21 protein-coding genes are annotated in these 22,493 nt (G+C 40.9%); 5 read left to right on the forward strand and 16 right to left on the reverse strand.

Annotated features, from left to right (window positions below; all coding sequences use genetic code 11):
• Positions 1-178: 178 nt before the first annotated feature.
• The 3 genes from ACWPVF_RS08000 to tgt form a co-directional block, all read right to left on the reverse strand.
• Entirely contained in the window at positions 179-520 is a 342-nt protein-coding gene (locus ACWPVF_RS08000; protein WP_045613743.1) for a metal-sulfur cluster assembly factor, read from the reverse strand.
• A gap of 117 nt (positions 521-637) precedes the next feature.
• Positions 638-2,455 (reverse strand): acyltransferase family protein, encoded by a 1,818-nt coding sequence (locus ACWPVF_RS08005; protein ID WP_414308013.1) that lies wholly within the window; start codon positions 2,453-2,455, stop codon positions 638-640.
• Positions 2,456-2,590: 135 nt separating this feature from the next.
• Positions 2,591-3,733, reverse strand: a complete 1,143-nt coding sequence (gene tgt / locus ACWPVF_RS08010) for a tRNA guanosine(34) transglycosylase Tgt (RefSeq protein WP_045613749.1) — start codon at positions 3,731-3,733, stop codon at positions 2,591-2,593.
• A 116-nt stretch (positions 3,734-3,849) separates the two neighbouring features.
• Here tgt and ACWPVF_RS08015 point away from each other — a divergent pair, with 116 nt between their 5' ends.
• Entirely contained in the window at positions 3,850-4,707 is an 858-nt protein-coding gene (locus ACWPVF_RS08015) for a DUF975 family protein (RefSeq protein ID WP_045613751.1), read from the forward strand.
• Positions 4,708-4,754: 47 nt separating this feature from the next.
• On the opposite strand, the gene ACWPVF_RS08020 is transcribed toward ACWPVF_RS08015, so the two are convergent.
• The 7 genes from ACWPVF_RS08020 to ACWPVF_RS08050 all read right to left on the reverse strand — a co-directional run bounded on the left by ACWPVF_RS08020 (position 4,755) and on the right by ACWPVF_RS08050 (position 11,894).
• On the reverse strand, positions 4,755-5,117 hold the full coding sequence (locus tag ACWPVF_RS08020; protein ID WP_045613753.1) for a DUF1304 domain-containing protein: 363 nt from the start codon (positions 5,115-5,117) through the stop codon (positions 4,755-4,757).
• A gap of 10 nt (positions 5,118-5,127) precedes the next feature.
• Positions 5,128-5,553 carry a MarR family winged helix-turn-helix transcriptional regulator gene (locus ACWPVF_RS08025; protein ID WP_045613755.1) on the reverse strand — a complete coding sequence of 142 codons (426 nt, stop codon included), beginning with the start codon at positions 5,551-5,553 and terminating at the stop codon, positions 5,128-5,130.
• A 228-nt stretch (positions 5,554-5,781) separates the two neighbouring features.
• The gene (locus tag ACWPVF_RS08030; protein ID WP_414308057.1) at positions 5,782-6,921 is read right to left on the reverse strand and encodes a LysM peptidoglycan-binding domain-containing protein; all 1,140 of its coding nucleotides are present in this window, start codon (positions 6,919-6,921) and stop codon (positions 5,782-5,784) included.
• Positions 6,922-7,098: 177 nt separating this feature from the next.
• Positions 7,099-7,713, reverse strand: a complete 615-nt coding sequence (locus ACWPVF_RS08035) for an HAD family hydrolase (protein WP_414308058.1) — start codon at positions 7,711-7,713, stop codon at positions 7,099-7,101.
• Between the two features lie 3 nt (positions 7,714-7,716).
• Complete coding sequence (locus ACWPVF_RS08040; RefSeq protein ID WP_414308059.1) at positions 7,717-8,997, reverse strand: MATE family efflux transporter; 1,281 nt, start codon at positions 8,995-8,997, stop codon at positions 7,717-7,719.
• Positions 8,998-9,057: 60 nt separating this feature from the next.
• Entirely contained in the window at positions 9,058-10,542 is a 1,485-nt protein-coding gene (thrC, locus tag ACWPVF_RS08045; protein ID WP_414308060.1) for a threonine synthase, read from the reverse strand.
• Between the two features lie 74 nt (positions 10,543-10,616).
• A complete protein-coding gene (locus ACWPVF_RS08050; protein WP_414308061.1) occupies positions 10,617-11,894 on the reverse strand; it encodes a glutamate-cysteine ligase family protein in 1,278 nt (425 codons plus the stop codon).
• A gap of 371 nt (positions 11,895-12,265) precedes the next feature.
• On the opposite strand from ACWPVF_RS08050, the gene adhP reads away from it, so the two are divergent.
• The 4 genes from adhP (at position 12,266) to ACWPVF_RS08070 (ending at position 16,467) form a co-directional block, all read left to right on the forward strand.
• Complete coding sequence (gene adhP, locus ACWPVF_RS08055; RefSeq protein ID WP_414308062.1) at positions 12,266-13,285, forward strand: alcohol dehydrogenase AdhP; 1,020 nt, start codon at positions 12,266-12,268, stop codon at positions 13,283-13,285.
• Between the two features lie 424 nt (positions 13,286-13,709).
• The gene (locus ACWPVF_RS08060) at positions 13,710-14,699 is read left to right on the forward strand and encodes a PTS sugar transporter subunit IIB (protein ID WP_454385576.1); all 990 of its coding nucleotides are present in this window, start codon (positions 13,710-13,712) and stop codon (positions 14,697-14,699) included.
• A 29-nt stretch (positions 14,700-14,728) separates the two neighbouring features.
• Positions 14,729-15,541 carry a PTS mannose/fructose/sorbose transporter subunit IIC gene (locus ACWPVF_RS08065; RefSeq protein ID WP_045613769.1) on the forward strand — a complete coding sequence of 271 codons (813 nt, stop codon included), beginning with the start codon at positions 14,729-14,731 and terminating at the stop codon, positions 15,539-15,541.
• 14 nt (positions 15,542-15,555) lie between these two features.
• Positions 15,556-16,467: a PTS system mannose/fructose/sorbose family transporter subunit IID gene (locus ACWPVF_RS08070; RefSeq protein ID WP_006149277.1), complete on the forward strand. Its 912-nt coding sequence runs from the start codon at positions 15,556-15,558 to the stop codon at positions 16,465-16,467.
• Between the two features lie 65 nt (positions 16,468-16,532).
• Here the strand turns inward: ACWPVF_RS08070 and pepC are convergent, their stop codons facing one another.
• From pepC to ACWPVF_RS08100, 6 genes are all read right to left on the reverse strand, one after another.
• Positions 16,533-17,867, reverse strand: a complete 1,335-nt coding sequence (gene pepC / locus ACWPVF_RS08075) for an aminopeptidase C (protein ID WP_414308063.1) — start codon at positions 17,865-17,867, stop codon at positions 16,533-16,535.
• A 120-nt stretch (positions 17,868-17,987) separates the two neighbouring features.
• On the reverse strand, positions 17,988-18,710 hold the full coding sequence (locus tag ACWPVF_RS08080; RefSeq protein ID WP_414308064.1) for a pseudouridine synthase: 723 nt from the start codon (positions 18,708-18,710) through the stop codon (positions 17,988-17,990).
• Between the two features lie 165 nt (positions 18,711-18,875).
• A complete protein-coding gene (locus tag ACWPVF_RS08085; protein WP_454385579.1) occupies positions 18,876-19,448 on the reverse strand; it encodes a nucleotidyltransferase family protein in 573 nt (190 codons plus the stop codon).
• Complete coding sequence (gene ruvB / locus ACWPVF_RS08090; protein ID WP_006151318.1) at positions 19,429-20,427, reverse strand: Holliday junction branch migration DNA helicase RuvB; 999 nt, start codon at positions 20,425-20,427, stop codon at positions 19,429-19,431. The genes ACWPVF_RS08085 and ruvB overlap by 20 nt, the downstream gene beginning before the upstream one ends.
• Positions 20,428-20,593: 166 nt before the next feature.
• Entirely contained in the window at positions 20,594-21,448 is an 855-nt protein-coding gene (locus ACWPVF_RS08095; protein ID WP_454385582.1) for an ABC transporter permease, read from the reverse strand.
• Positions 21,448-22,311 (reverse strand): ABC transporter ATP-binding protein, encoded by an 864-nt coding sequence (locus ACWPVF_RS08100; RefSeq protein ID WP_454385584.1) that lies wholly within the window; start codon positions 22,309-22,311, stop codon positions 21,448-21,450. The genes ACWPVF_RS08095 and ACWPVF_RS08100 overlap by 1 nt, the downstream gene beginning before the upstream one ends.
• Between the last annotated feature and the right edge of the window lie 182 nt (positions 22,312-22,493).

Below are 22,493 nucleotides of genomic sequence, written 5' to 3' on the forward strand. Positions count from 1 at the left end.
ATCTATCCTACCTTATTCTTTTTATTATAATCACTTCTACTATAATAACATTTTTTTGAGTAAAGTGGCTACTCTTAACAAAAATTTTTGTTTATTGTATGAAATAAATAAACAAAAAAAGAAAAATATAAATCAGGTCTTTAATCCCGATTCATAATTCCTCTTATCACTCTATTTTTTATCGCGGAGGAAGTCCTAATGCTATACGCCCATAACGACTAATACGTGTAATCTTCCAAGCGGGAGACCAGGTGACCTCAACCTTGACATCTTCAATGCCTTCAATTTGTTTCAAACCTGCTACGATCTCAATCGGCAAACTTTCTGCACAATCACAGGCAGTATCAGTGAAGGTCATGACAACTGTACAAAGACCAGCCTCATCTAGATAAATCTCATAAATCAATCCAAGATTGTATACATCTAGCTCTACATCTGTATCATAAACTTTTTCGAGTACTTCAATGATTTGATCTTCCAAGGCTAGAGCACGGTCATTAATCTTAATGTCTTCTCTCATTGTATTCCCTCCATTTGTAAACTGCACCTATTTTCTCATAATTCTGACAATTTAGCAAGTTTTTCCCAATCCTGTTTAAAGCAAAAAAGTAGAGATTCTGTCTCTACTTTTTATTGATTATTTTGATTTGACAGGTTTATCTTCAAGAGTTTTTATAGCAGCATTAATAATTTCTGCATAAAGTTTAGCTCCTTCTTCCTGCTTAGTAGTATCACTACCGAAGTGAACTTGGTCTGTTCCTTTCCAAATTTCTGGATGATCTTTGGCCGCTTGATTCCAATCAGCAAGTGCAATATAAGGATATTTTTGTGCCAATTCACGCGCATAGCTTGCATACTGCTCAACATAAGGTTGCGTTTCCTGCGTTGTATCACCCTCGTATGGAGTTACAAGCACAAGCTGATGTCCCTTAGGTAGATTTGTGACTAAAGAATCGAGATCTGCTTTATAATCTTCAGGATTGTTTACTCCAGTTGCAATGACTACAATTTTGGGCAAGACCTTATTTTGGCTATAATTTAGCATCAACGCATTTGCTTGTTTGGTATTTCGGCTAACTTGCCCATCAATTTGAGCGTTCGTTAAAATTTCTTTAATTTCAGGGGTTGCACGCAAGGTTACAGAATCTCCGATGATTGCTACACCATCAGCTATATTGTAGCGACTTGCTTCTGCTTGGTCTGCCATAGTCTTAGTTCGAGTAATATTAGTTTGAGCTTGATTAAGACCATTAACCATCAAATCCGTTTCAAAGGCACCTACTTGCGGAGCTATCAGAATCACAATCAGTGTCAACAAGCTAAGAAAGCCGACGCTACCCGCAAAAATTGATTGAATATGTGGAATTTCTTTTATCTTCTGCAATAAGTTACTATTCTTCCCTGCAATGAAAGGCTCGATCACATAAAAAGAAAGGGTAGCAAAAAGATACGAGAAGATAGTCGTTAAAATCACTGCCGGTATATTTCCCATCAATTGAGAGAAAATAATGTAAAACGGCCAGTGGAAAAGATAAACGGCATAGCTAGTATCCGCTAAAAAGCTGACAGCCTTTGGCTCTTCGATTGTCGGTGTTTTCTCATGTAACAGTCGTGCTGCAACAATCATCAGAAGGGCAGCTAAACTTGCTAACAAGAAGCCAAGTAAATAGGCAAATAAGTAAGTGAATTTCACGAAGAAGGTCAATAAGAGCAAGACTCCTAGACCAGCCCCGAAGACTAGCAAGGTTTGTCTCAAATCCAAGCTTCTATTCAAACGTTTGAGAAGAGGAGTCGTATGACGAACCCCTATCACGGTAGCAAGCACACTACCTAAGAAGAACGGAAATACATGAGTCAAAGTTGAGAAGTAGAGTGTTGAGTAGGAGCTAACGATAAAGCTACCAATAAACATAGAAAGGAAGCTAATCATAAAGGTTGCTGAGGAAAGTAGGAAAATCATTCCTCGTAGTTGCCCACCTGTTTTGGCTTGCTTAGACATGAGCCAAACTGCCAAGCCCCACAAGACATAATAATGAACTTCAACAGCTAAACTCCAGTTGTGAACAAAGAGATGGGGGATAAACTGAGACTCATAACTTCCTCCTGTCAACATTTCATAGAAGTTAGTCATAAATCCTAGAACACCAGCAATCTGACCACCAATTCCTGCCACATAATCTTGGCGAACCAAGAAGGTAAATGGCATAACGATGAGGACCATCAAAACAACTGGCGGAAAAATCCGATAGAAGCGTCGTCTAAAAAATCCTAGGATATCAATCTTACCTTTTTGTCCAAATTCTTCCAATAAGAGAGATGTAATTAGAAAACCTGAAAATGTGAAGAAGACGTCAACCCCAAAGAAACCTCCTGGGAAAACCGTCTGAAAGAAATGGTACAAGAGTACCAAAAGCAAACCTGTAATCCTAATCAAGGAAAACCATTTAATACGCATACGAGTTTATTCTCCATTCATTAGATTAGCAAAAAAGCCATCTAATTTTCAATCCATAGTACCTTTATTTTATCAAAAAAAAACAGAAAAATCCTAAGATAAAACTTAGGATTTTTAGCTGACATTAAGTTAAATTTAGAAATTACGTCCAGACTTGTTATAGCCATATTTTTCAACAAAATGCTCACGAAATTCCAAGAGATTGTCATCCATAATAGCCTGACGGACCTGCTTCATAAGATTGAGCAAGAAGTAGAGATTATGGTAACTTGTCAAGCGGATACCAAAGGTTTCATCAGCCTTGAGCAAGTGACGAAGATAGGCACGGGTGTAGTTCTTACAAGTGTAGCAATCACACTCAGGATCAAGCGGTGTAAAGTCCTCCGCAAACTGAGCATTCTTCACAACCAAACGACCTTGACTGGTCATACAAGTACCGTTACGAGCAATACGCGTCGGCAAGACACAGTCAAACATATCTACCCCACGAATCACCCCATCAATCAAGCTATCTGGCGCTCCCACTCCCATCAAGTAACGAGGTTTATTCTCAGGAAGGAGTTGAGTAGTAAAGTCCAAAACTGCATTCATTTCTTCATGTGTTTCTCCAACTGCTAATCCTCCGATAGAGTAGCCTGGGAAGTTCATGCTGACAAGGTCTTGAGCTGACTGACGACGAAGATCTTCAAATCCCGCCCCCTGTACAATCCCAAATAAACCTTGATCATGTGGGCGACTATGAGCTTTCAAGCCACGTTCTGCCCAACGGCTGGTACGTTCAATTGATTTTTTTACATAATCATAGGGTTGATAAAATTGAGGGCACTCATCAAAGGACATCATGATGTCTGAGCCTAGATTATTCTGAATAGAGATAGCCTTTTCTGGTGACAAGAACATCTTAGAACCATTGAGATGGTTTTTAAAGGTTACCCCTTCTTCTGTAATATTACGGCTATCCGCTAGGGAATACACTTGAAAACCACCGCTATCTGTTAAGATTGGTTGGTCCCAGTTCATAAACTTATGAAGCCCACCAGCACGGGCAATGAGTTCATCACCCGGGCGAAGCCACAAGTGATAGGTGTTGGATAGGATAATTCCTGAACCCATCTCTTTTAATTCTTCTGGTGATTGTGTTTTGACCGTTGCTTGAGTCCCTACTGGCATAAACATAGGGGTTGGGAAGGTCCCATGTGGCGTGATAATTTCCCCAAGACGAGCTCCTGTGTGTTTTTCTTTCTTAATCAATCGATATTTGATTGGTGAATCTGACATTTTTTACCTCCGAAGCTGGGAAAGACAGTCCCAGTTCTTACTTTGTGCCCAAGGGCATACTGTATGATTCTATCAAAAAAAACAGGAACTGTCACGAACTATGGTATAATGAAAGAATGAAGTACCCAAAAATTAATTTAAAAGAAGTTCGCGAGCAGGCTAGACAATTTCAAGCTGAGCACCCACGTCTGCTGCTTGTCTTTTTATTGCCAAGTATTCTCTTGATTCTATCTAGCTTTATCAGACCTTTATCCCTTCTCGACGAGGGAATTCTTGAACAGTCATTCTTGAGTTTTCTAGGGACCACAATCCAGTCTGCTCTCTTTCCGATAGCCGTTGGATTTACAAGTTCTATCATACTAGCTGGTGCTCTCTTTACTACGATTAATCTTTATAGAATTTCTGATATAGAGCTTTCCTTTAAAGATAGCCTGTCCTTGCTTGACAACCGCTTCTTTACCCAGACTTTTCTAACTCTCTTACTCAAGCGTTTCTATCTCTTTTTATGGAGCATCCCTAATCTTTTTGGGGTTTACTTGCTCTTTTATAGCAGTGCCATGGCTCGTAAATTTGTGGAACTTCATCCTGAATTTCCATCTGTTGACGTCACCAATCCAGATATCGAACACTTCCTGCTTACATTCGCGCTCTACTTCTTTGGTAGTGTCCTTGTAATGATTTTAGGAACCATTCTCTATCTTCCGCAATACTACGCTTATTCCCAAGTTGAGCTACTCCTATGTGATACCCTTGCAATTGGAATTGCTAAACCAAGTCGTGTGCTGCATACCAGCCGCTTTCTCATGAAAGGCTATAAGTTTCAACGCTTCGTCCTTGATTTACAGCTACTTCCTTGGTATATCCTTATCTGGATTAGCTTTGGAATTGCAAGCATCTCTATCTTCCCTTATATCTATAGTAGCCAAATTTTCTTTTATCAAAGACTTCTCGAAATCAAACGCAGAAAAGTTTAAGATTAGTTATTAAAAACCAGCACTTTCCATGAAGGTGCTGGTTGTTTTTATTTTAATAAGAGGATACTCAAAAGAGTTAAGATTGCTGGGCCACCTTGCTTGAGAATGATTTTTTTATCTGCAGTTAAGGCACCATAGGCCGCTGCTCCTATGACAAACAATACAAAGATTGTTACGATTTCTAAGCTATGTGAGAAATAAATTCCGTAAATAAGAAATACCCCAATCAAGGCATTGTAAATTCCTTGGTTTTTAAACAATGAGGTGACAGATGGTCGTGCTAATTCTTCCTTGTTCATATTAAAGACACGGCTGGTTGCGTCTGATTGGGTTGCAATACTTTCCAAATAAAAGATATAAAAATGCTCGAGGGCAACGATAGTTGCTAAAATAGTGGTCATGAGTGACATCGTTTTCTCCTTAAAATTCAATTTCTTCTAATCCTGATACTAGTTTTGTCAACAAAGCTGTTAACTCTTTCTGCTCAGTAGAGGATAAGATGGTCTCCATCTGTTCCTTCACTCGCAAGTGATGTTCAGGCGGATTGACCAAGAGTTGATTCTTGGCTTCTTGGGTTAATTCAACTAAGACTTCTCGCTGATTTATTGGATTCCGATTGCGACTGACATAGCCCTCTGACTCCAGTATCTTAAAATGACGAGTCAAGGCTGCTTGATCAATTTGCAATTTCTCCTGAACGGCAATTTGGTTACAGGTGGACTGTTGCAGTAAAAACTGCAGGATTTGGTAGCGGGTCAAACTAATTCCCAATTGTTTCTCAAAAAGTTGAGTAATCGTCTGATCCACTAAATGGAGCTGATAAAGCAATTCATGCATTTCTGACATTGTTCTTTCCTTGTTGATATTTGATTTATCAATATTTGACTTGTCAAGTATAATACAAATGAATTGACTTTACAAGTCTTTTGCTTATTCCGTTAAATTAGTCTTCTAGTCACAATCCCTCAAGGCTATGTCTTTCTATTTTATGCCTGGAGTTTATTTACGCTATCTAAGAGTTTGAAAACAAAAAAAGAAGCAGAGACTGAATTAGTTTCCGCTTCTTTTTAATCATTAGTTCATAGATACGTGAACGTGGTCATAGTGGTTTTCTGTGACGCTACCACGATCTGGCATTGGATTCCAAGTGTAAGCTGGTCCGTATTTGCTATCGAATGGTGCATAAAAACGTTGTTTCCAGATGATGTAGCTGATGCCACGGCTAGCCATATTTTGGATAGCATAATCTGCAATTTGGTCTCCTAGAGCTGAACTTACTGGAACCATAAAGTCAATGGCAAGACCTTTTCCGTGGTCTCCACTATCACCAGGACGGTAGCCGCTAAATGATGTAATACCAAACAAGTTCGCAACTTCTTCTTTAAAGGCAGCTGTTTGTGGTTGAAGACCTGCATTTTCTGATTTTGTAGCTGCGATACTTGCATAATCAGGTGCTGCTGGTGCTGCATAAGTTGTTGATGCACCTTGGCTTGCTTCAGCTTGGTAAGTTGATGGTGCTGATTGTACTTCTGTTACAGCTTCTGTTGTTGCTTCCGTAGTTGCTTCAGCAACTGTTGTGGTTGTTTCTTCCACTACAGGTGTTTCTGTTACTGGTGCTGTAGCCTCAGTAGTAGCTTCTGTTGTTGCTTCTGCTACAGGCTCTGCTACTGGTGTTGCTACTTCGGTGGTAGCTTCTACAGCTGCTTCTTCAGCTGGTGCTGCAGTTTCTGTTGTCGCTTCCTCAGCAGCTTGTGAATCTGTTGTTTCTGCTACAACTTCTGTTTCTTCAACTGGTTGAGTTAAATCTTCAACTTTTACAGTTTTGTCGTCTACAGTGACTTGGTTGGTTGTCAAATTTGCTGTTGCACTTGCTACATCAGAACCTACTTCTTCAGGTGTGTATACCTCAACACCTGTTACTTCTTCTTGTTCATTAACGATTGTAGTCAATACAGTATCTGGGAAGATCAAGTCAATATTCGTAATCTTGTTCAAGTTAGCAAGGACATTTAAGTCAACTCCCAAAGCTTCCGCAATTGTGCTTAAAGTATCCCCATACTTGATGGTATAACTTGTTTTATTCTCACTTTTAGCAACATCGTTTTGAATTTGCTCAACTGTACGTGGTGACCATGCAACTTCCTCTGCTTGAGCTGCCAAGGCAGGGGCAATTGATAAAGCTACCGTTGATGCTAAAATAATTCGTTTCTTCATACTATTCAAACTCCTTTTTCAATGTAGTACATGTCTATCATAACACAAAGAAAAAAGAAAAAAAGCCCTTTGGGGGCTATTTAACAAAACTGTTTAGACTCTGTAACAAACCACATTAATTGAAATAGTTTGTATGAAATTTGTCATATGCCTGACATATTGCATTTCATGAACCTTTTAAAAAATCAAAGAAGAAATCTCCTCTAAATGAGAAATCTGACGATTGCAAACCGCTGAACTTTCAAGGAAATTGATACTTTGAATGCCACTATTTTGAGCAAATTCGATATCCAAGGTTCTGTCGCCTATATAATAGGTATGTTCTGGATTTAAATGGTATTTATTGATAAGGTAGGTAGTTGCTTCTGGATTTGGTTTGCGGGCAAATCCGCTCTGGCTAGTCAAGATTTCTGTAAAATAAGAATCCAATCCTAAATCACGTAAAATGGTAAAGGCATTGTCTCCTTTATGAGTATAGACAAATTGCTGAATTCCTTGCTTATCCGCCCAGGCTAGAACCTCACGTGCACCTGGCATCAAGATGACTTGGGCATTTTTTTCAGCCAAGCTCTGAGCACGAACTTGATTGAGAAGCCCTACATCTAGTCCTCGCTCTTTTGCCACTTGCTCCAATAAATTCTGGACAGAATATTTCAAGATAAAAGCTCGAACTTCTTTCTTATTATAAGGAAGAGAAAACTGACGATAGGTTTCTTCAATCCCTGCTAAGATGGCTTCATAAGAATCCAACAAGGTTCCATCCAAATCCCAAATAAAAGCTGTTTCTTGCATTTCTTATCCTTTCGATGTCATATAAACTTGGTAACGATAGCGTAGGAAAATCCATCGGAAGCCATTATCCAAAAGAGTTCCTGCCCAAATACCAGGCAAGCCCCAACCAAGAACAATTCCCATCAAGTAACCCGTTCCGATACGGATACACCACATCCCGATACTTGTTGCATAAAAGGGGAGGCGAGCATTTCCCAAACCCTGCCAGACAGCTGTATAAATGACTGTCCCCGTTGTCATAGGAGTTCCTAGTAGTGAGAATAGTGTCACCAAAACACTAGCTTTAATAGCTACAGGATCACTGGTGTAGAGGTAACTTAGCGATGTCCCAAGAGCATAGATACTAAGCGTCAAGGGCAACATGAGGAAGAAGGATAGCCAAAAAGTTTGCTTACTTAACTTATCCACCCTTGCCCAATCATTCTCCCCTACTGCTCGTGCCACCTGCATGACAGTTGCCGTCGCGACACCAAAAGCAGGCATGTAGTTAAATTGAGTCAAGACTTCACCAATCGCATTTCCCGCGACAGCCTCTGTCCCAAAGGAAACAACCAAGGCAATAATGACCACATCACCAGCTCGCATCATGAGACGCTCTCCTGCAGCAGGTAAAGCCAAAGTCAGCAAGTCTTTGTCCAGTCCAAAACTTGGTCTTGTATATGGAAGTTTTAATTGTGACCATAAAATCACAACCCCAACCAAACGAGATAGGATAGTTCCCCAAGCTACACCAGCTATCCCCATATCAAGGACAAAAATAGCGATACTTGAAAAGACAATATTCAAGGCATTGGACAAGAGACTCACATAGAGGGGGAGACGAGGATTACGAGTGGCGCGAATCAAGGCACCGAGGCTAGTCACCAATCCCAAGAGAAGAATTGTCCCACCAACTAAAGCTAGGTAAAGTCCTCCACTTTCAGCGACCGCTTCTTCTGTTCCTAAAAGGCCAATCATCTCTTGTCCTGCAAAGATGGACAAGGCTCCTAAAAATAAACTCAAGAGTAGGGTGATTTTGAGTGCTTCTGTCACATGGTAGGCCAGTCTAGACTGGTCCTTCTGCCCCAAACTTTTTGAAATGACGCTTGAAATCGCAGCTCCTAGAGCAATAAAAATTGCCTGGTAAATGGTGATAATATTGCCCGCTACAGATACACCCGAAATGGCTATCAAACCTAGATGGGCCACCAGATAACTGTCCACCATTCCCATGAGCATCTGCAAGAAATTTTCACCCATGGCTGGCAGAGCTATGTTGAGAATATCTTTATTTTTCTTAAACAATCCTTCCTCCTGATGAAAAGAAACTCAGTTAGTTTCCCAACCGAGTTTACTTCCTCTCTATTAAAGTCCTAGATAAGATTCTACTGCAGTCTGCATATCTGCTGCTGCAACAGTTGTCTTGTGACGAACCGGAGCTGTTTCGAGACCATCAACTGCTGGTGGTACCGCAACACCTGAGATTTCGTGTAATTGAGCCAAGGCTTCAAAGTCACTAAGCCCTGATTGTCCAGTTACAGCTTCCACTGCAACGACTGGGAATTTGTATGGACTAGCTGTTGACGCAATCACGGTCTTGGTCGCATCACCTGTCGCTGCTTGGTATTTTTTATAAACAGCTGAGGCAACCGCTGTATGAGGATCCTCGATGTAAGAATCTGACTCGTAGACACGCTTGATTTCTGCTGCTGTCTCTGCTTCTGTCGCATACTCTGCTGCAAAGAGGTCCAAGACCTCTGCATCAAAATCTGTCAATTCATACTGACCTTGAGTGTTCAAGGCGTTCATGAGTTCAGCTGTCTTAATCGCATCATTTCCCAAAAGATGGAAAATCAAACGCTCCAAGTTTGAAGACACCAAGATATCCATCGATGGGCTAGTAGTGACCTTAAACTCACGCTTCTTGTCGTAGACACGAGTTTTGAAGAAGTCTGTCAAGACATTGTTGTCATTTGAAGCGCAGATCAACTTACCAACTGGTAGGCCGATTTGCTTAGCGTAAAAGGCAGCCAATATGTTCCCAAAGTTTCCTGTCGGTACGGTGAAGTTAACCTTGTCACCAGCCTTAATCTCGCCAGTTTTAACTAACTGAGCGTAGGCATAAACATAGTAGACAATCTGTGGTACCAAACGGCCGATATTCATAGAGTTGGCTGATGAAAACTGGAGCTTGTTGACTGCCAATTTCTCACGAAGGGCCACATCGTTGAACATATGCTTCACATTTGTCTGAGCATCATCAAAGTTTCCATCGATGGCGATGACATGAGTATTATCACCAGTCTGAGTGGTCATTTGCAATTCTTGTACCTTGCTGACACCGTCTTTTGGATAAAAGACGATAATTTCAGTACCTGGTACATCTGCAAAGCCTGCCATGGCAGCTTTACCAGTGTCACCAGATGTCGCAGTCAAGATGACAATCTTGTTTTCCAAGCTATGTTTCTTAGCAGCTGTTGTCATAAAGTATGGCAAGATAGACAAGGCCATGTCTTTAAAGGCAATGGTTGAACCATGGAAGAGTTCCAAGTTGTATTGGCCATCAAGTTTGACTAGAGGAGCAATAGCTGGTGTATCAAACTTGCTGTCATAAGCATTGGTGATACAGTAGTCCAACTCTTCTGCTGTAAAGTCATCCAAGAAGGCTGACAAGACCAGCTTGGCCACTTCTTGGTAAGAAGCATCTTTTAATGTATCAAAATCCAAATCTACCTTTGGATAGCTAACTGGAGTAAACAAACCTCCATCTGTTGCCAAACCTTGCAAAATTGCTTGGCTGGCTGTTACGGTATTTTTCGCATCACGCGTTGATTGATAAACTAATGTCATAAATCTCTATCCTTTATCTATAGTCTCATCCATTATAACATGATTTTTCAGAAAATTCTCCCTTTATAAGAAAATTATAGAGTCATTTCTTCTTTTAAAGGCTCTAAATAAGTCATTTCTCTCTGAGCTCTACTCTCAAGTCCTTGTTCTGCTATAGCCAGCAAGTCTTTGGAGAACTGGACAACACCAGCTTTTTCCTCATCTGTGAGTTGTTTCTTAGAAAACTGTCGTCTCAAAGACTTGTAGTCACGGCCAAAGTTCTCAAAGAAAGGAGCAGTTTCGAGATAAGTTTCAAGCTTGTCTAGTTTTACCAACAAACCTAGATGAAAGGCTGCTGAAGCGAAGGTACGGTCTAGCGGTTGTGTACAAACACTACGAAATTCGACCGTTCCTCGTGTTGTCAAGTCTTGGAATTGATAGCTACGGTGCGTTTGAAAATCCTTCTCTTGAGGAACCAGAAGAGTTTCTTTTCCATTTAGAGTATAGGCAAGAATTTCATCAGTAGTTAGGTAATCTCTAGCTTGAATCGGAGAAAAATAGTAGGTTTCTCCATCTCGTTCTGCTGTGAAAATCGCAGAGTGGTCTAGATAATCAAAGAAATCATCTTCATCTTTGAAGAGTTTTGCATTGACACCGACGTTCTCTGGATAAATCCCATGCATAGAGTCTTCCCAAAAGATATCTCGTGAAATCTGAGTATCCCAGTCTGCTCCCGAAAACTCAGAATTGGCAAATAAGTAAGCTTTTGCTGCTTCAATTTGAGTGAAAGCATTGATGACACGTAGGTAGTTAGCAGTCGATACATCCAACTGAACTTGACTCCCACAGATAAAGGCTCCATATTGTGGGAAGTCATGCAAATTAGCTCTCTCTTGGCGACTTCCCATATGTAGGTAATCCATCAGCATCTGGTAGCGTGGATAAGCCACCGGTCGATTGTCATTCTGATCCCAGTTCGGGTGAATCCCCCATCCTTGGATAGCATGGCCCTTTTCGCCTAGTTTTTCCTGAATGACCTTCATATAAGCTTGAAATCGTCCTTCGACCTCTTGGATTTTCCGGGCTCTGCCAAAGGCAAACTCCAAGGTCGTGTAGGAAACCTCAAACAGAATCCGATCCTGACTTTTTGGTTCTACAAGTTGAATCGGATTTCCGTCCTGGTCCTCTTTTTCAACTTCCAGGCTGAGAGCATCCACTAAAAATCGCATCAAGTCCTTGGTGACTTCAATATCTGTGGGTTTCCCTTTCGTATGTACGATAGGAAACTCCAACTCAATCCCAATGTAGAGTTCTGGATTTTCTTTGATATTTTTTAAATAACGGCTTTTCAATAACTGAATAGAAGGGGACATACATACCTCTCGCTCTAAATTCTCTTACTAGAAACATCAATTGCTTTCTATATTATACCAAAAACCCTTCGAGAAAGAACTCAGAAAATTTGCTGGTAATTTTGGGAAGTCTATACATACCAAACTATTCTCAGGTTTATAGGTATTCCTTCTCTTGTACTCCAATATTTATTGTTCAATTTTCACAGTCTTATCAACTGGTTAAGCGATTACATAGTTTTTTACCTAAAAACCATTGTACTATAGTAAATATTGTGATATACTTCACATGTAAATACATGAGAGGGCAGTTTAAATCTGACTTCCTTGAAAAATTTTCAAGCAAAGCCCCTTTACCTCTGCGCCTCAATAAATCATCAAGGAGGATAGCTATGAAAGCTGTTGTTGTAAATCCAGAAGGCACTGGTGTTGCTATTGAAGAAAAAGTGCTCCGTCCACTCGAAACTGGGGAAGCTCTTGTAGAAGTTGAATACTGTGGTGTCTGCCACACTGACCTCCACGTTGCCCATAGTGACTTTGGTAAAGTTCCAGGACGCGTTCTCGGTCACGAAGGTATCGGTATTGTCAAAGAAGTCGCTCCTGATGTTAAAAGCTTAAAAGTTGGCGACCGTGTCAGCGTTGCTTGGTTCTTTGAAGGTTGTGGTATGTGTGAATACTGTACAACCGGTCGTGAGACTCTTTGCCGTTCCGTAAAAAATGCGGGCTACTCAGTTGACGGCGGTATGGCTGAACAATGTATCGTAACTGCAGATTATGCTGTTAAGGTTCCAGAAGGTCTTGATCCAGCCCAAGCTTCTTCAATCACTTGTGCCGGTGTTACTACCTACAAAGCAATCAAAGAAGCAAAAGTTGAGCCAGGTCAGTGGGTTGTTCTCTATGGTGCCGGGGGGCTTGGTAACTTGGCTGTCCAATACGCTAAAAAAGTATTCAACGCACACGTTATCGCAGTTGACATCAACAACGATAAACTTGCCCTAGCTAAAGAAGTTGGTGCAGATATCGTAATTAACGGTCTTGAAGTCGAAGATGTTCCAGGACTCATCAAAGAAAAGACAAACGGTGGTGCTCACTCAGCTGTCGTAACAGCTGTATCAAAAGTTGCCTTCAACCAAGCAGTTGACTCTGTTCGTGCAGGTGGTCGAGTAGTTGCTGTTGGTCTCCCATCTGAAATGATGGACCTAAGCATCGTCAAAACAGTTCTTGACGGTATCCAAGTTATTGGTTCACTCGTTGGAACTCGTAAAGACTTGGAAGAAGCCTTCCAGTTTGGCGCAGAAGGACTCGTTGTACCAGTCGTTCAAAAACGCCCTGTGGAAGATGCTATTGCTGTCTTTGATGAAATGGAAGCTGGAACCATCCAAGGTCGTATGGTTCTAGATTTTACTCATTAAGATAAAAAAAATAAGTACAAAATCGAGGTAGGGATTAAAACCCCACCTCTTTTTTATTCGCAGAGAAATTTTGACATAGCCACTATCCAATCGAGGGAAGATTTTAACACCCAAAACTCTATCAATGAAAACCTCATTTGCCCTATCCACACTCTTCAAGCAACTAGTGGATTATTGAGTTTCAAGGTTAGAATAAGTAAACCAAGACTCTGTTCATCGACCTTTTTATATTAAATTTTTTTATCGTTCGATAAATAGCTTCAATAAATATTGATATATCAATATCTTTAAAAATGGATTTTTCTTTCTCTTTTTAGCATTTATTATAAGTAGTTGATTTTTTGCTGAAAACGGTTTATACTTAAAGAGTCTTAAAGTTTTCTTAAACTACAAGTCAAACAATTTATAAGGAGGAATGACAATAATGAGTATCGGAATCATTATTGCGAGTCACGGTGAATTTGCCGCGGGTATTCATCAGTCAGGATCTATGATCTTTGGTGAACAAGAAAAGGTTCAAGTTGTAACCTTTATGCCAAACGAAGGTCCAGATGATTTATACGCCAAATTCAACAATGCTGTGGCTGCATTTGACGCAGAAGATGAGGTTCTAGTCTTGGCTGACCTTTGGAGTGGTTCTCCATTTAACCAAGCTAGCCGCGTAATGGGAGAAAATCCTGAGCGTAAATTTGCCATCATCACTGGACTTAACTTGCCGATGTTGATCCAAGCCTACACAGAGCGCCTGATGGATGCTAATGCTGGAGTGGATAAAGTCGCTGCGAACATCATTAAAGAAGCCAAAGATGGCATCAAGGCTCTTCCAGAAGAGCTAAACCCAACTGAGGAAGTTGCACCTGCTGCAGCTGCTCCTGTAGCCCAAGCTGCTATCCCAGAAGGAACAGTTATCGGAGACGGTAAATTGAAAATCAATCTTGCTCGTCTTGACACACGTCTTCTTCACGGACAAGTCGCAACTGCTTGGACACCAGATTCAAAAGCAGACCGTATCATCGTTGCTTCAGATAACGTTGCAAACGACGATCTTCGTAAAGAATTGATTAAACAAGCTGCTCCTAACGGAGTAAAAGCTAACGTTGTGCCAATCCAAAAATTGATTGAAGTTGCAAAAGACCCTCGTTTTGGTGAAACACACGCCCTTATCTTGTTTGAAACACCTCAAGATGCCCTTCGTGCTATCGAAGGCGGTGTACCAATCAAGACTCTTAACGTTGGATCAATGGCTCACTCAACTGGTAAAACAATGGTCAATAACGTATTGTCAATGGACAAAGACGACGTTGCTACATTTGAAAAAATGCGTGACCTTGGTGTTGAATTTGACGTACGTAAAGTACCAAACGACACGAAAAAAGATTTGTTTGACTTGATTAGCAAAGCTAACGTTCAATAATTAACATTAAATAGAAAAGGAATAAAACCATGTCAGATATTTCAATCATTTCTGCTATCTTGGTTGTAGTTGTTGCCTTCTTCGCAGGTCTTGAAGGTATCCTCGACCAATTCCAATTCCATCAACCAATCGTTGCATGTACCCTCATCGGTCTTGTAACTGGTAACCTCGAAGCAGGGGTTATGCTTGGTGGATCACTTCAAATGATTGCCCTTGGTTGGGCTAACATCGGAGCTGCCGTAGCTCCTGACGCTGCTCTTGCCTCTGTTGCTGCAGCAATCATCATGATTAAGGGTGGTAACTTTACTACTGAAGGTATCGCAGTCGCAACTGCAACTGCAATCCCTCTTGCCGTAGCTGGACTTTTCTTGACTATGATCGTTCGTACAATCTCAGTTGGTTTGGTTCACACTGCAGATGCTGCTGCTAAAGAAGGAAACATTGCAGCTGTTGAACGCGCTCACTACTTTGCCCTTATTCTTCAAGGTCTTCGTATCGCTGTTCCTGCAGCCTTCCTTATCGCTATCCCTGCTTCTGCTGTTCAAGATGCTCTTAAATTGATGCCAGACTGGTTGAACGGTGGTATGGCTGTCGGTGGTGCCATGGTCGTTGCCGTTGGTTACGCTTTGGTTATCAACATGATGGCTACTCGTGAAGTATGGCCATTCTTTGCTATCGGTTTTGCTCTTGCAGCAATCTCTCAATTGACTTTGATTGCCCTTGGTGTCATCGGTGTTGCTCTTGCCTTCATCTACCTCAACCTTTCTAAACAAGGTGGAAACGGTGGCGGAGGAGCTGCAACTTCTAACGATCCAATCGGTGATATCCTAGAAGACTACTAGAAAGGGGAACAATCATGGCTGAAAAAATTCAATTATCAAAATCAGATCGCCAAAAAGTTTGGTGGCGTTCACAATTCCTTCAAGGTTCTTGGAACTACGAACGTATGCAAAACTTGGGTTGGGCTTACTCTTTGATCCCAGCTATCAAGAAACTTTACACTAAAAAAGAAGACCAAGCAGCTGCTCTTGAGCGTCACCTTGAATTCTTCAACACTCACCCATACGTAGCTGCTCCAATCATGGGGGTTACTCTTGCACTTGAAGAAGAACGCGCTAACGGTACTGAAATCGATGACGCTGCTATCCAAGGTGTTAAGATCGGTATGATGGGACCTCTTGCTGGTATCGGTGACCCAGTCTTCTGGTTTACAGTTCGTCCTATCCTTGGTGCCCTTGGTGCATCACTTGCTGCAACTGGTAATATCGTTGGACCACTTCTCTTCTTCTTTGGATGGAATGCAATCCGTATGTCTTTCCTATGGTACACACAAGAGTTTGGTTACAAGGCTGGATCTGAAATCACTAAAGACATGTCAGGTGGTATCTTGAAAGACATCACTAAAGGAGCTTCTATCCTTGGTATGTTCATCCTTGCCGTTCTTGTACAACGTTGGGTATCCATCAACTTCACTATCAACCTTCCAGGTAAACAATTATCAGAAGGTGCCTACATCAACTTCCCAGAAGGTGCTGTTACAGGTGGAGAATTGAAGGGTATTCTTGGTCAAGCACTTAGTGGTATGAGCTTGGATAGCGTTCAACCACAAACCCTTCAAGGTCAGTTGAACTCATTGATTCCAGGATTGATGGGACTTCTCCTTACTTTCCTTTGCATGTGGTTGCTTAAGAAAAAAGTATCTCCAATCACAATCATCCTTGCCCTCTTTGCAGTTGGTATCGCAGCTCGTTTCTTCGGTATCATGTAATCTCGGCGAGAATTTACAAATAAAAAAAGAATCAGGATTATCACCTGATTCTTTTTTGTATTCTTTTATTCTGCTAAGGCACCCATTGGATCCCAAGGTGCAAGTACGATTGGTTCTGCTTCATAAGCAGCTCGTTCTTCTGCTGTTAGTAATTCTTTACGAACAACGATTTGGTAAGTGTATTCGTCCATCCAAGCATCTGAGGCAACAAAGTAACCATCTGTACCAACCTTGTCTCCCCATGAGTTTTCAACTTTCCACTTAGTTGATTTACCATTTTCATCCAAATCAACACCTGTCAAGACCATAGCGTGGGTCATCAAGCTTTCGCTGTAGTCCAAACGTCCAGCCTTGTCTTGAGTGAGTTGAATATCCATGCTTGATTCAAAATCATAAACATCTGTCGCAAGAATCCCTGCTTTACGGTTGCTGAGCTGACCGACATCTGAACCAAACCAGACAGTTTCTCCTGTTTGCATTTGGGCAATCGCCAATTCTTTCAAGCGTTCCATCGGTACGTTGATGTAACGAACCGCACGGCTACCAACGACATTTCCCAACATCTCAACTGTGTAAGATTTCCCATAAGGTTTATCAGCAGTTGGAGCATTGATGACAGAAACGTAGTCTTCTAGTGGAAGGTCAACGTATTTCTTGTAAAATTCTTGTGGGGTGATGCCTTTTTCGCTTTTGTAGTTGTTGTCCTTATCGCGATAAGCAAAGTCAAACTGACGTGGTGGAAGCCCTAGTGACATGGCAAGGAAGTTAAAGATTTCTTGCAAGAGGTCTTCTTTCTTAGCTTGAACAGTCACTTGGTCAGCGCCAGAAGCCAAGAGGTCGCGTAAGATTTGAGCATCTTGACGAAGCAATTTGTTAAGGATGGCATTTAGCTCACGGCTGCTGCTAGATGAGACAGATTCTGGATAAACAGACTTAGGTACGACACCGTATTTTTCAAAGAGAGAAACTACCATATCCCATTGTCCGCCATCTTGTTGTGGAGTTTGGAGTAGGAAGCTAACCTTGCGGCTAGTCAATTCTTGATCTGCAGTCGCAATCACTTGCTCCAAGAACCAGTTAGACTTTTCATACTTGTCCCAGAAGAAGGTGTGCGCTTGTGACAATTCAAAGTTTTCAAGTTTGTATTGAGAGATGAGTTTGTGGCGGAAAGTATTAAGTGCCGCAAACATCCAGCAACGACCAGATGCTTTCTGGTTAGTGACCTTGTCCTTAGTCAAGTCAAGTGAGAAAACTGGTGTGTTGTCGACATGGCTTTGACGACGCTCGAGGGCTGCAAAAATTCCATTGTGGCTAGCAGCATTTTCGATAGCTTGGTACTTTACATTTGCTTCATAGTTAGCAAATAATTTATCTGTAAATGATTCTTGAATCGCGTTCATAAAATCCTCCTTTTTTCTTACTGTCTATTATAACTCTTTTCACAAAGGAAGCAACCAAAAACTGAAAAAGGCAAGGATATTTTCCTCGCATTTTCCTAATATTTCATGGTACTGCTATCACTAGCTGACACTTTCAAGCAAAGCTTCTAGTTCTTCCTTACTTAGGCGACGCCATTCCCCAGGTTTCAGATTTTCATCCAAGGTTAAAGTTCCCATAGTCAGACGTTGCAAGTCTACCACTTCCTTGCCACAATAAGCTACCATGCGTTTGACCTGGTGGAATTTCCCTTCTGCAATGGTCACACGAACCAGACTTTGATTCTTTTCTACATCCATAGACACAAGCTCCAGCTTGGCAGGTTGGCAGGTAAAGTCCTTGAGCGGAATGCCCTTGGCAAATGTCTCAATGTCTTCATCCGTCATGATTCCATTGACTTGCGCCAGATAAGTCTTATCCACATGGCGTTTTGGTGAAAGAAGAGCATGAGCCAGCTGGCCATCATTGGTCAAGAGCAAGAGTCCATGCGTATCGATATCCAAACGTCCTACTGGGAAAACTTCCTTTGAACGAGCTAAGTCATCCAACAAATCCAGTACAGTTTTGTGTTTGGGATCTTCAGTCGCTGAGATAACCCCCTGTGGCTTGTTCATCATATAGTAGACAAACTCTTCATAGTGTAAAACTTGCCCATCAAAGCAAATCTCATCTGCTTCTTCATTAATTTGCAGTTTGGCTGATTTTTCCTTTTTGCCATTGACCGTCACGCGCCCAGCCTTTAGAAAGTTTTTGACCTCCGTCCTGCTACCGACAGCACAGGCAACTAAAAATTTATCTAATCTCATAGGGCTATTATATCATGAAAAAGCATAGACTTAGAACAAAAAAAGCCGCCTGATTGGGCGACTTAATTTTTTTATAGGGAGATTATTATGAAAAAGTTTTAGGAGTATAAGTTAAGTTCTTCTTAACTTATGAGATAAGTATACAGCTCCTATCTTAAAGTTTCCTTAAGTATTTTTAACTGTAAGATTTTTCCATTTTTCTCGCCAGTTTTTCTTAGATAAACGCTGTTGATAAAGCTTCATTCGGTCTTGATTTTCTATGAAATGAGGAGTTGGACGAACTTGAAAGTTCAAAATATCCTTTAAACCATAAGGCGCAAAAAGCTCTAAAGTTGCGTTAGCTTGCAAGCGAAGTCCTACTGCCGTACAACGTTCAGGATATTTACTCATGGCATCGCAGGAATTTCTATACGGAGGCGTATGGGGACTGTGTTGGTGCATATAGACCTGATTTTTTAATTCCCATTGGTACTGGGGAAAATCTTCTCTCAACTTGTTCTCTATAGCCAGCGTTTCTTCATAACTCACATCTGGGTCAAAGAAAATCACATCCACATCCGTTTCACGATCAAAGGCTGGTTTATCTGACAAAAGATTCCAGATAAAATTTCGAACTGAACCAGCTGCCAACCAGGAATCTTTCAACTCCAAGTCACGGATGATGGTCAAAATAGCCATCATGTCAGAATTTTCCCTAAAAGAGTCTAAAATTTCAGTCTTATTTTTCAATGTATTCATACCCTAAATGTTCATAAGCCTTGGCTGTCGCGACCCGTCCTGAACGAGTTCGCATGATAAAGCCTTTCTGGATCAGGTAAGGTTCGTACATATCCTCTACCGTCTCACGCTCTTCAGCGATATTAACCGAAAGGGTACCTAGACCGACAGGACCACCACCGTACATTTCAATCATGGTACGGAGAATTTTCTGGTCCACATAGTCCAAACCTTCATGGTCTACATCCAGCATGGTCAAAGCCTTATCCGTAATCACATCATCAATCAAGCCATCGCCCATAATCTGCGCAAAGTCACGCACGCGCTTGAGAAGACGATTGGCGATACGAGGAGTCCCACGGCTACGGAGAGCTAACTCCGAAGCTGCTTCATGAGTGATTTCCATCTCAAAGATATCTGCCGTCCGCTCGACAATCTCTGTCAAGTCGTCATGGGTATAGTATTCCATGTGACCAGTGATTCCAAAACGGGCACGAAGAGGATTTGAGAGCATCCCTGCTCGTGTCGTCGCACCAATCAAGGTAAAAGGTGGTAAGTCTAGATGGACACTACGACTAGCTTCCCCTGCTCCAATCATGATGTCGATGTAGAAATCTTCCATAGCACTGTAAAGCACCTCTTCTACTGACATAGGCAAGCGATGAATCTCATCGATAAAAAGAACATCTCCTGGCTCCAAGTCATTCAAAATCGCTACCAAATCACCGGCTTTTTCGATAACGGGACCAGACGTTTGCTTGAGATTGACTCCCAATTCATTGGCAATGACAAAAGCCATGGTTGTTTTCCCGAGACCTGGAGGGCCAAACAAAAGAACATGGTCCAGTGCCTCATCACGCATTTTTGCTGCCTCGATAAAGATTTGAAGCTGATCCTTGACCTTGTCTTGTCCGATATATTCACGTAAATATTGGGGACGGAGGGTACGTTCTACCAACTCCTCATCGCCCATGATTTCATTATCTAAAATTCTACTCATGTTCCTATTATAGCAAAAATCTAGTAGACAAACAAAAAAGCCACCTGATTGGGTGGCTTCTTTAGGGAGATTATTATGAAAAAGAAAAGTTTAGGATTTCTATTAAATAAAGTTAGGAGGTCTTTATTTAATATCCATATGATACAAGAGAAGACTTAAAGTTAGCTTAACCTATAAATTTTATTTTTTTGCTAGAGATTTTAACTACTACCAGCCAAAGCAGAAAAGTTAGGAGGCAGATACTCACCACTATTAAGTATGTTTCTTCCTTTGTTAAAAGGTTCTGCCAATTAAGCCGGATTCCTAATTTTTCTTGAAATTCTTCTAATAAACTACTATTCCCCATAAATGTAGTTTCTAATTGCTCCTTCATTAAGACCTGTCTATAAAGAGAAGCAAGATAGGTAGCCGGTGTGCACTTCATGAGAACTTGAGCGAAGTTAGGAAGAATTCCCATTGGTACATAAGTTCCTACTAAAAATCCTGAAGCTGTACCTACAATTGTAGCCAATTTACCCAGACTATCTACTGACTGGAAATGATAAATCAAGAGTACATTTACCAATGTTGAAAGGAGACTACTTAGCAGCATGATTAAACTTATTTCAAATAGCTTACTCATAGCTTGAATTTCTTGAAAGTAAAGGCTCATAACAATAAGCATAAAGGCTTGCATAACAAAGGAAATGATAAGGCTACTAATAAGATAAGACAGTTGCAAACCCCAGCTCCCTAAATCTGTCAAAAAGAGATCCTGATCCACTTGATTTTCACGGTCTTGTACCATCTGGGTCAAAGCTGTAAAACTGGTTGTAATCCCAGTCACAGCCAAGGTTCCACCCATCAGCCAGTTATTTAATAGACTCTTATTATCAGGAAGTTGGGACCAGGTATCCATCAAATTTTTCTGCAAAAAAATGATATAGAGTAGAAAGGAAATCAAAGCTCCCAGTAATGAGAAAAAGACTCCTGAACGATTACGAAAATACAACAAAAAATCACGTTTTAATAAGGCAAACATTAGCGCACCTCTCTTCCTGTAAGGGCTATGAAGGCATCATCCATAGTTCCTGGACGAAATTCAAAGCCAGCAATCTTCTCACGAACTTGAGTCAAATAATCAATAGCTTCTAATTGGCTCTTAGGATAAAGACTATACTCAAACTCATTTTCCTTTTCCACAGTCATATTTTTAGGTAAGAATTTCTCCACCTGCTTATCTTTAAAACAAATTTTTAAAAGATTGGAAGCGTACTCACTTTTAATCTCAGTAGCAGAACCTTGGGCAATAACCTTTCCATGATCTATAACATAAAGTTGATCTGCCTCATCTGCTTCATCCAGATAATGAGTCGTTAAGATAATAGTCATCCCTTCATCTCTTTGTAGACGATACAATAAATCCCAAATGGATTTGCGAGTCTGAATATCTAGTCCAGTCGTAGGCTCATCTAGAAATAAAATATCGGGATTGGATAGGAGAGCCCGAGCAATGTCAACTCGACGTTTCTGTCCTCCTGATAAAGTTCCATAAAGTTGTTTCTGAAAAGCAGTCAACCCTAGTTGATTGATTAAATCTTCCACACGACCACCTTTAATCCCCTTATACTGCTGGGCTCGAATGGTTAGGTTTTCTTTGACTGTCAACTTTTCATCCAATACACTTGCTTGAAAAACAACTCCAATCCTAGTATTGGGCGCATAGATGATTTGACCATTAGTTGCTCGTTTAAGTCCGATTAACATTGAAATCGTGGTCGATTTCCCAGCCCCGTTAGGTCCTAATATTGCATTAAAACTCCCTTTTTTAAACTCTAAATTTATATTTCTAACTACTGTATGGTCTCCATACTTCTTAGTGAGGCCTTTTGCTTGTAAAATCATATTCCCTTCCTCCTTTTTACACCTTCAGTTTAACAAAAAGGAGAAAGAAAAAATATAGTTTGGTGTTATGTGGTCGAAATGGATGATTATGTGGTCAATTCTACCTTAAAACTTCTGCATTTGAACATAAAAAAAGCCACCTGATTTGGTGGCTTCTTTAGGGAGATTATTATGAAAAAGAA

This window comes from Streptococcus sp. Marseille-Q7087 (genome assembly GCF_965111935.1).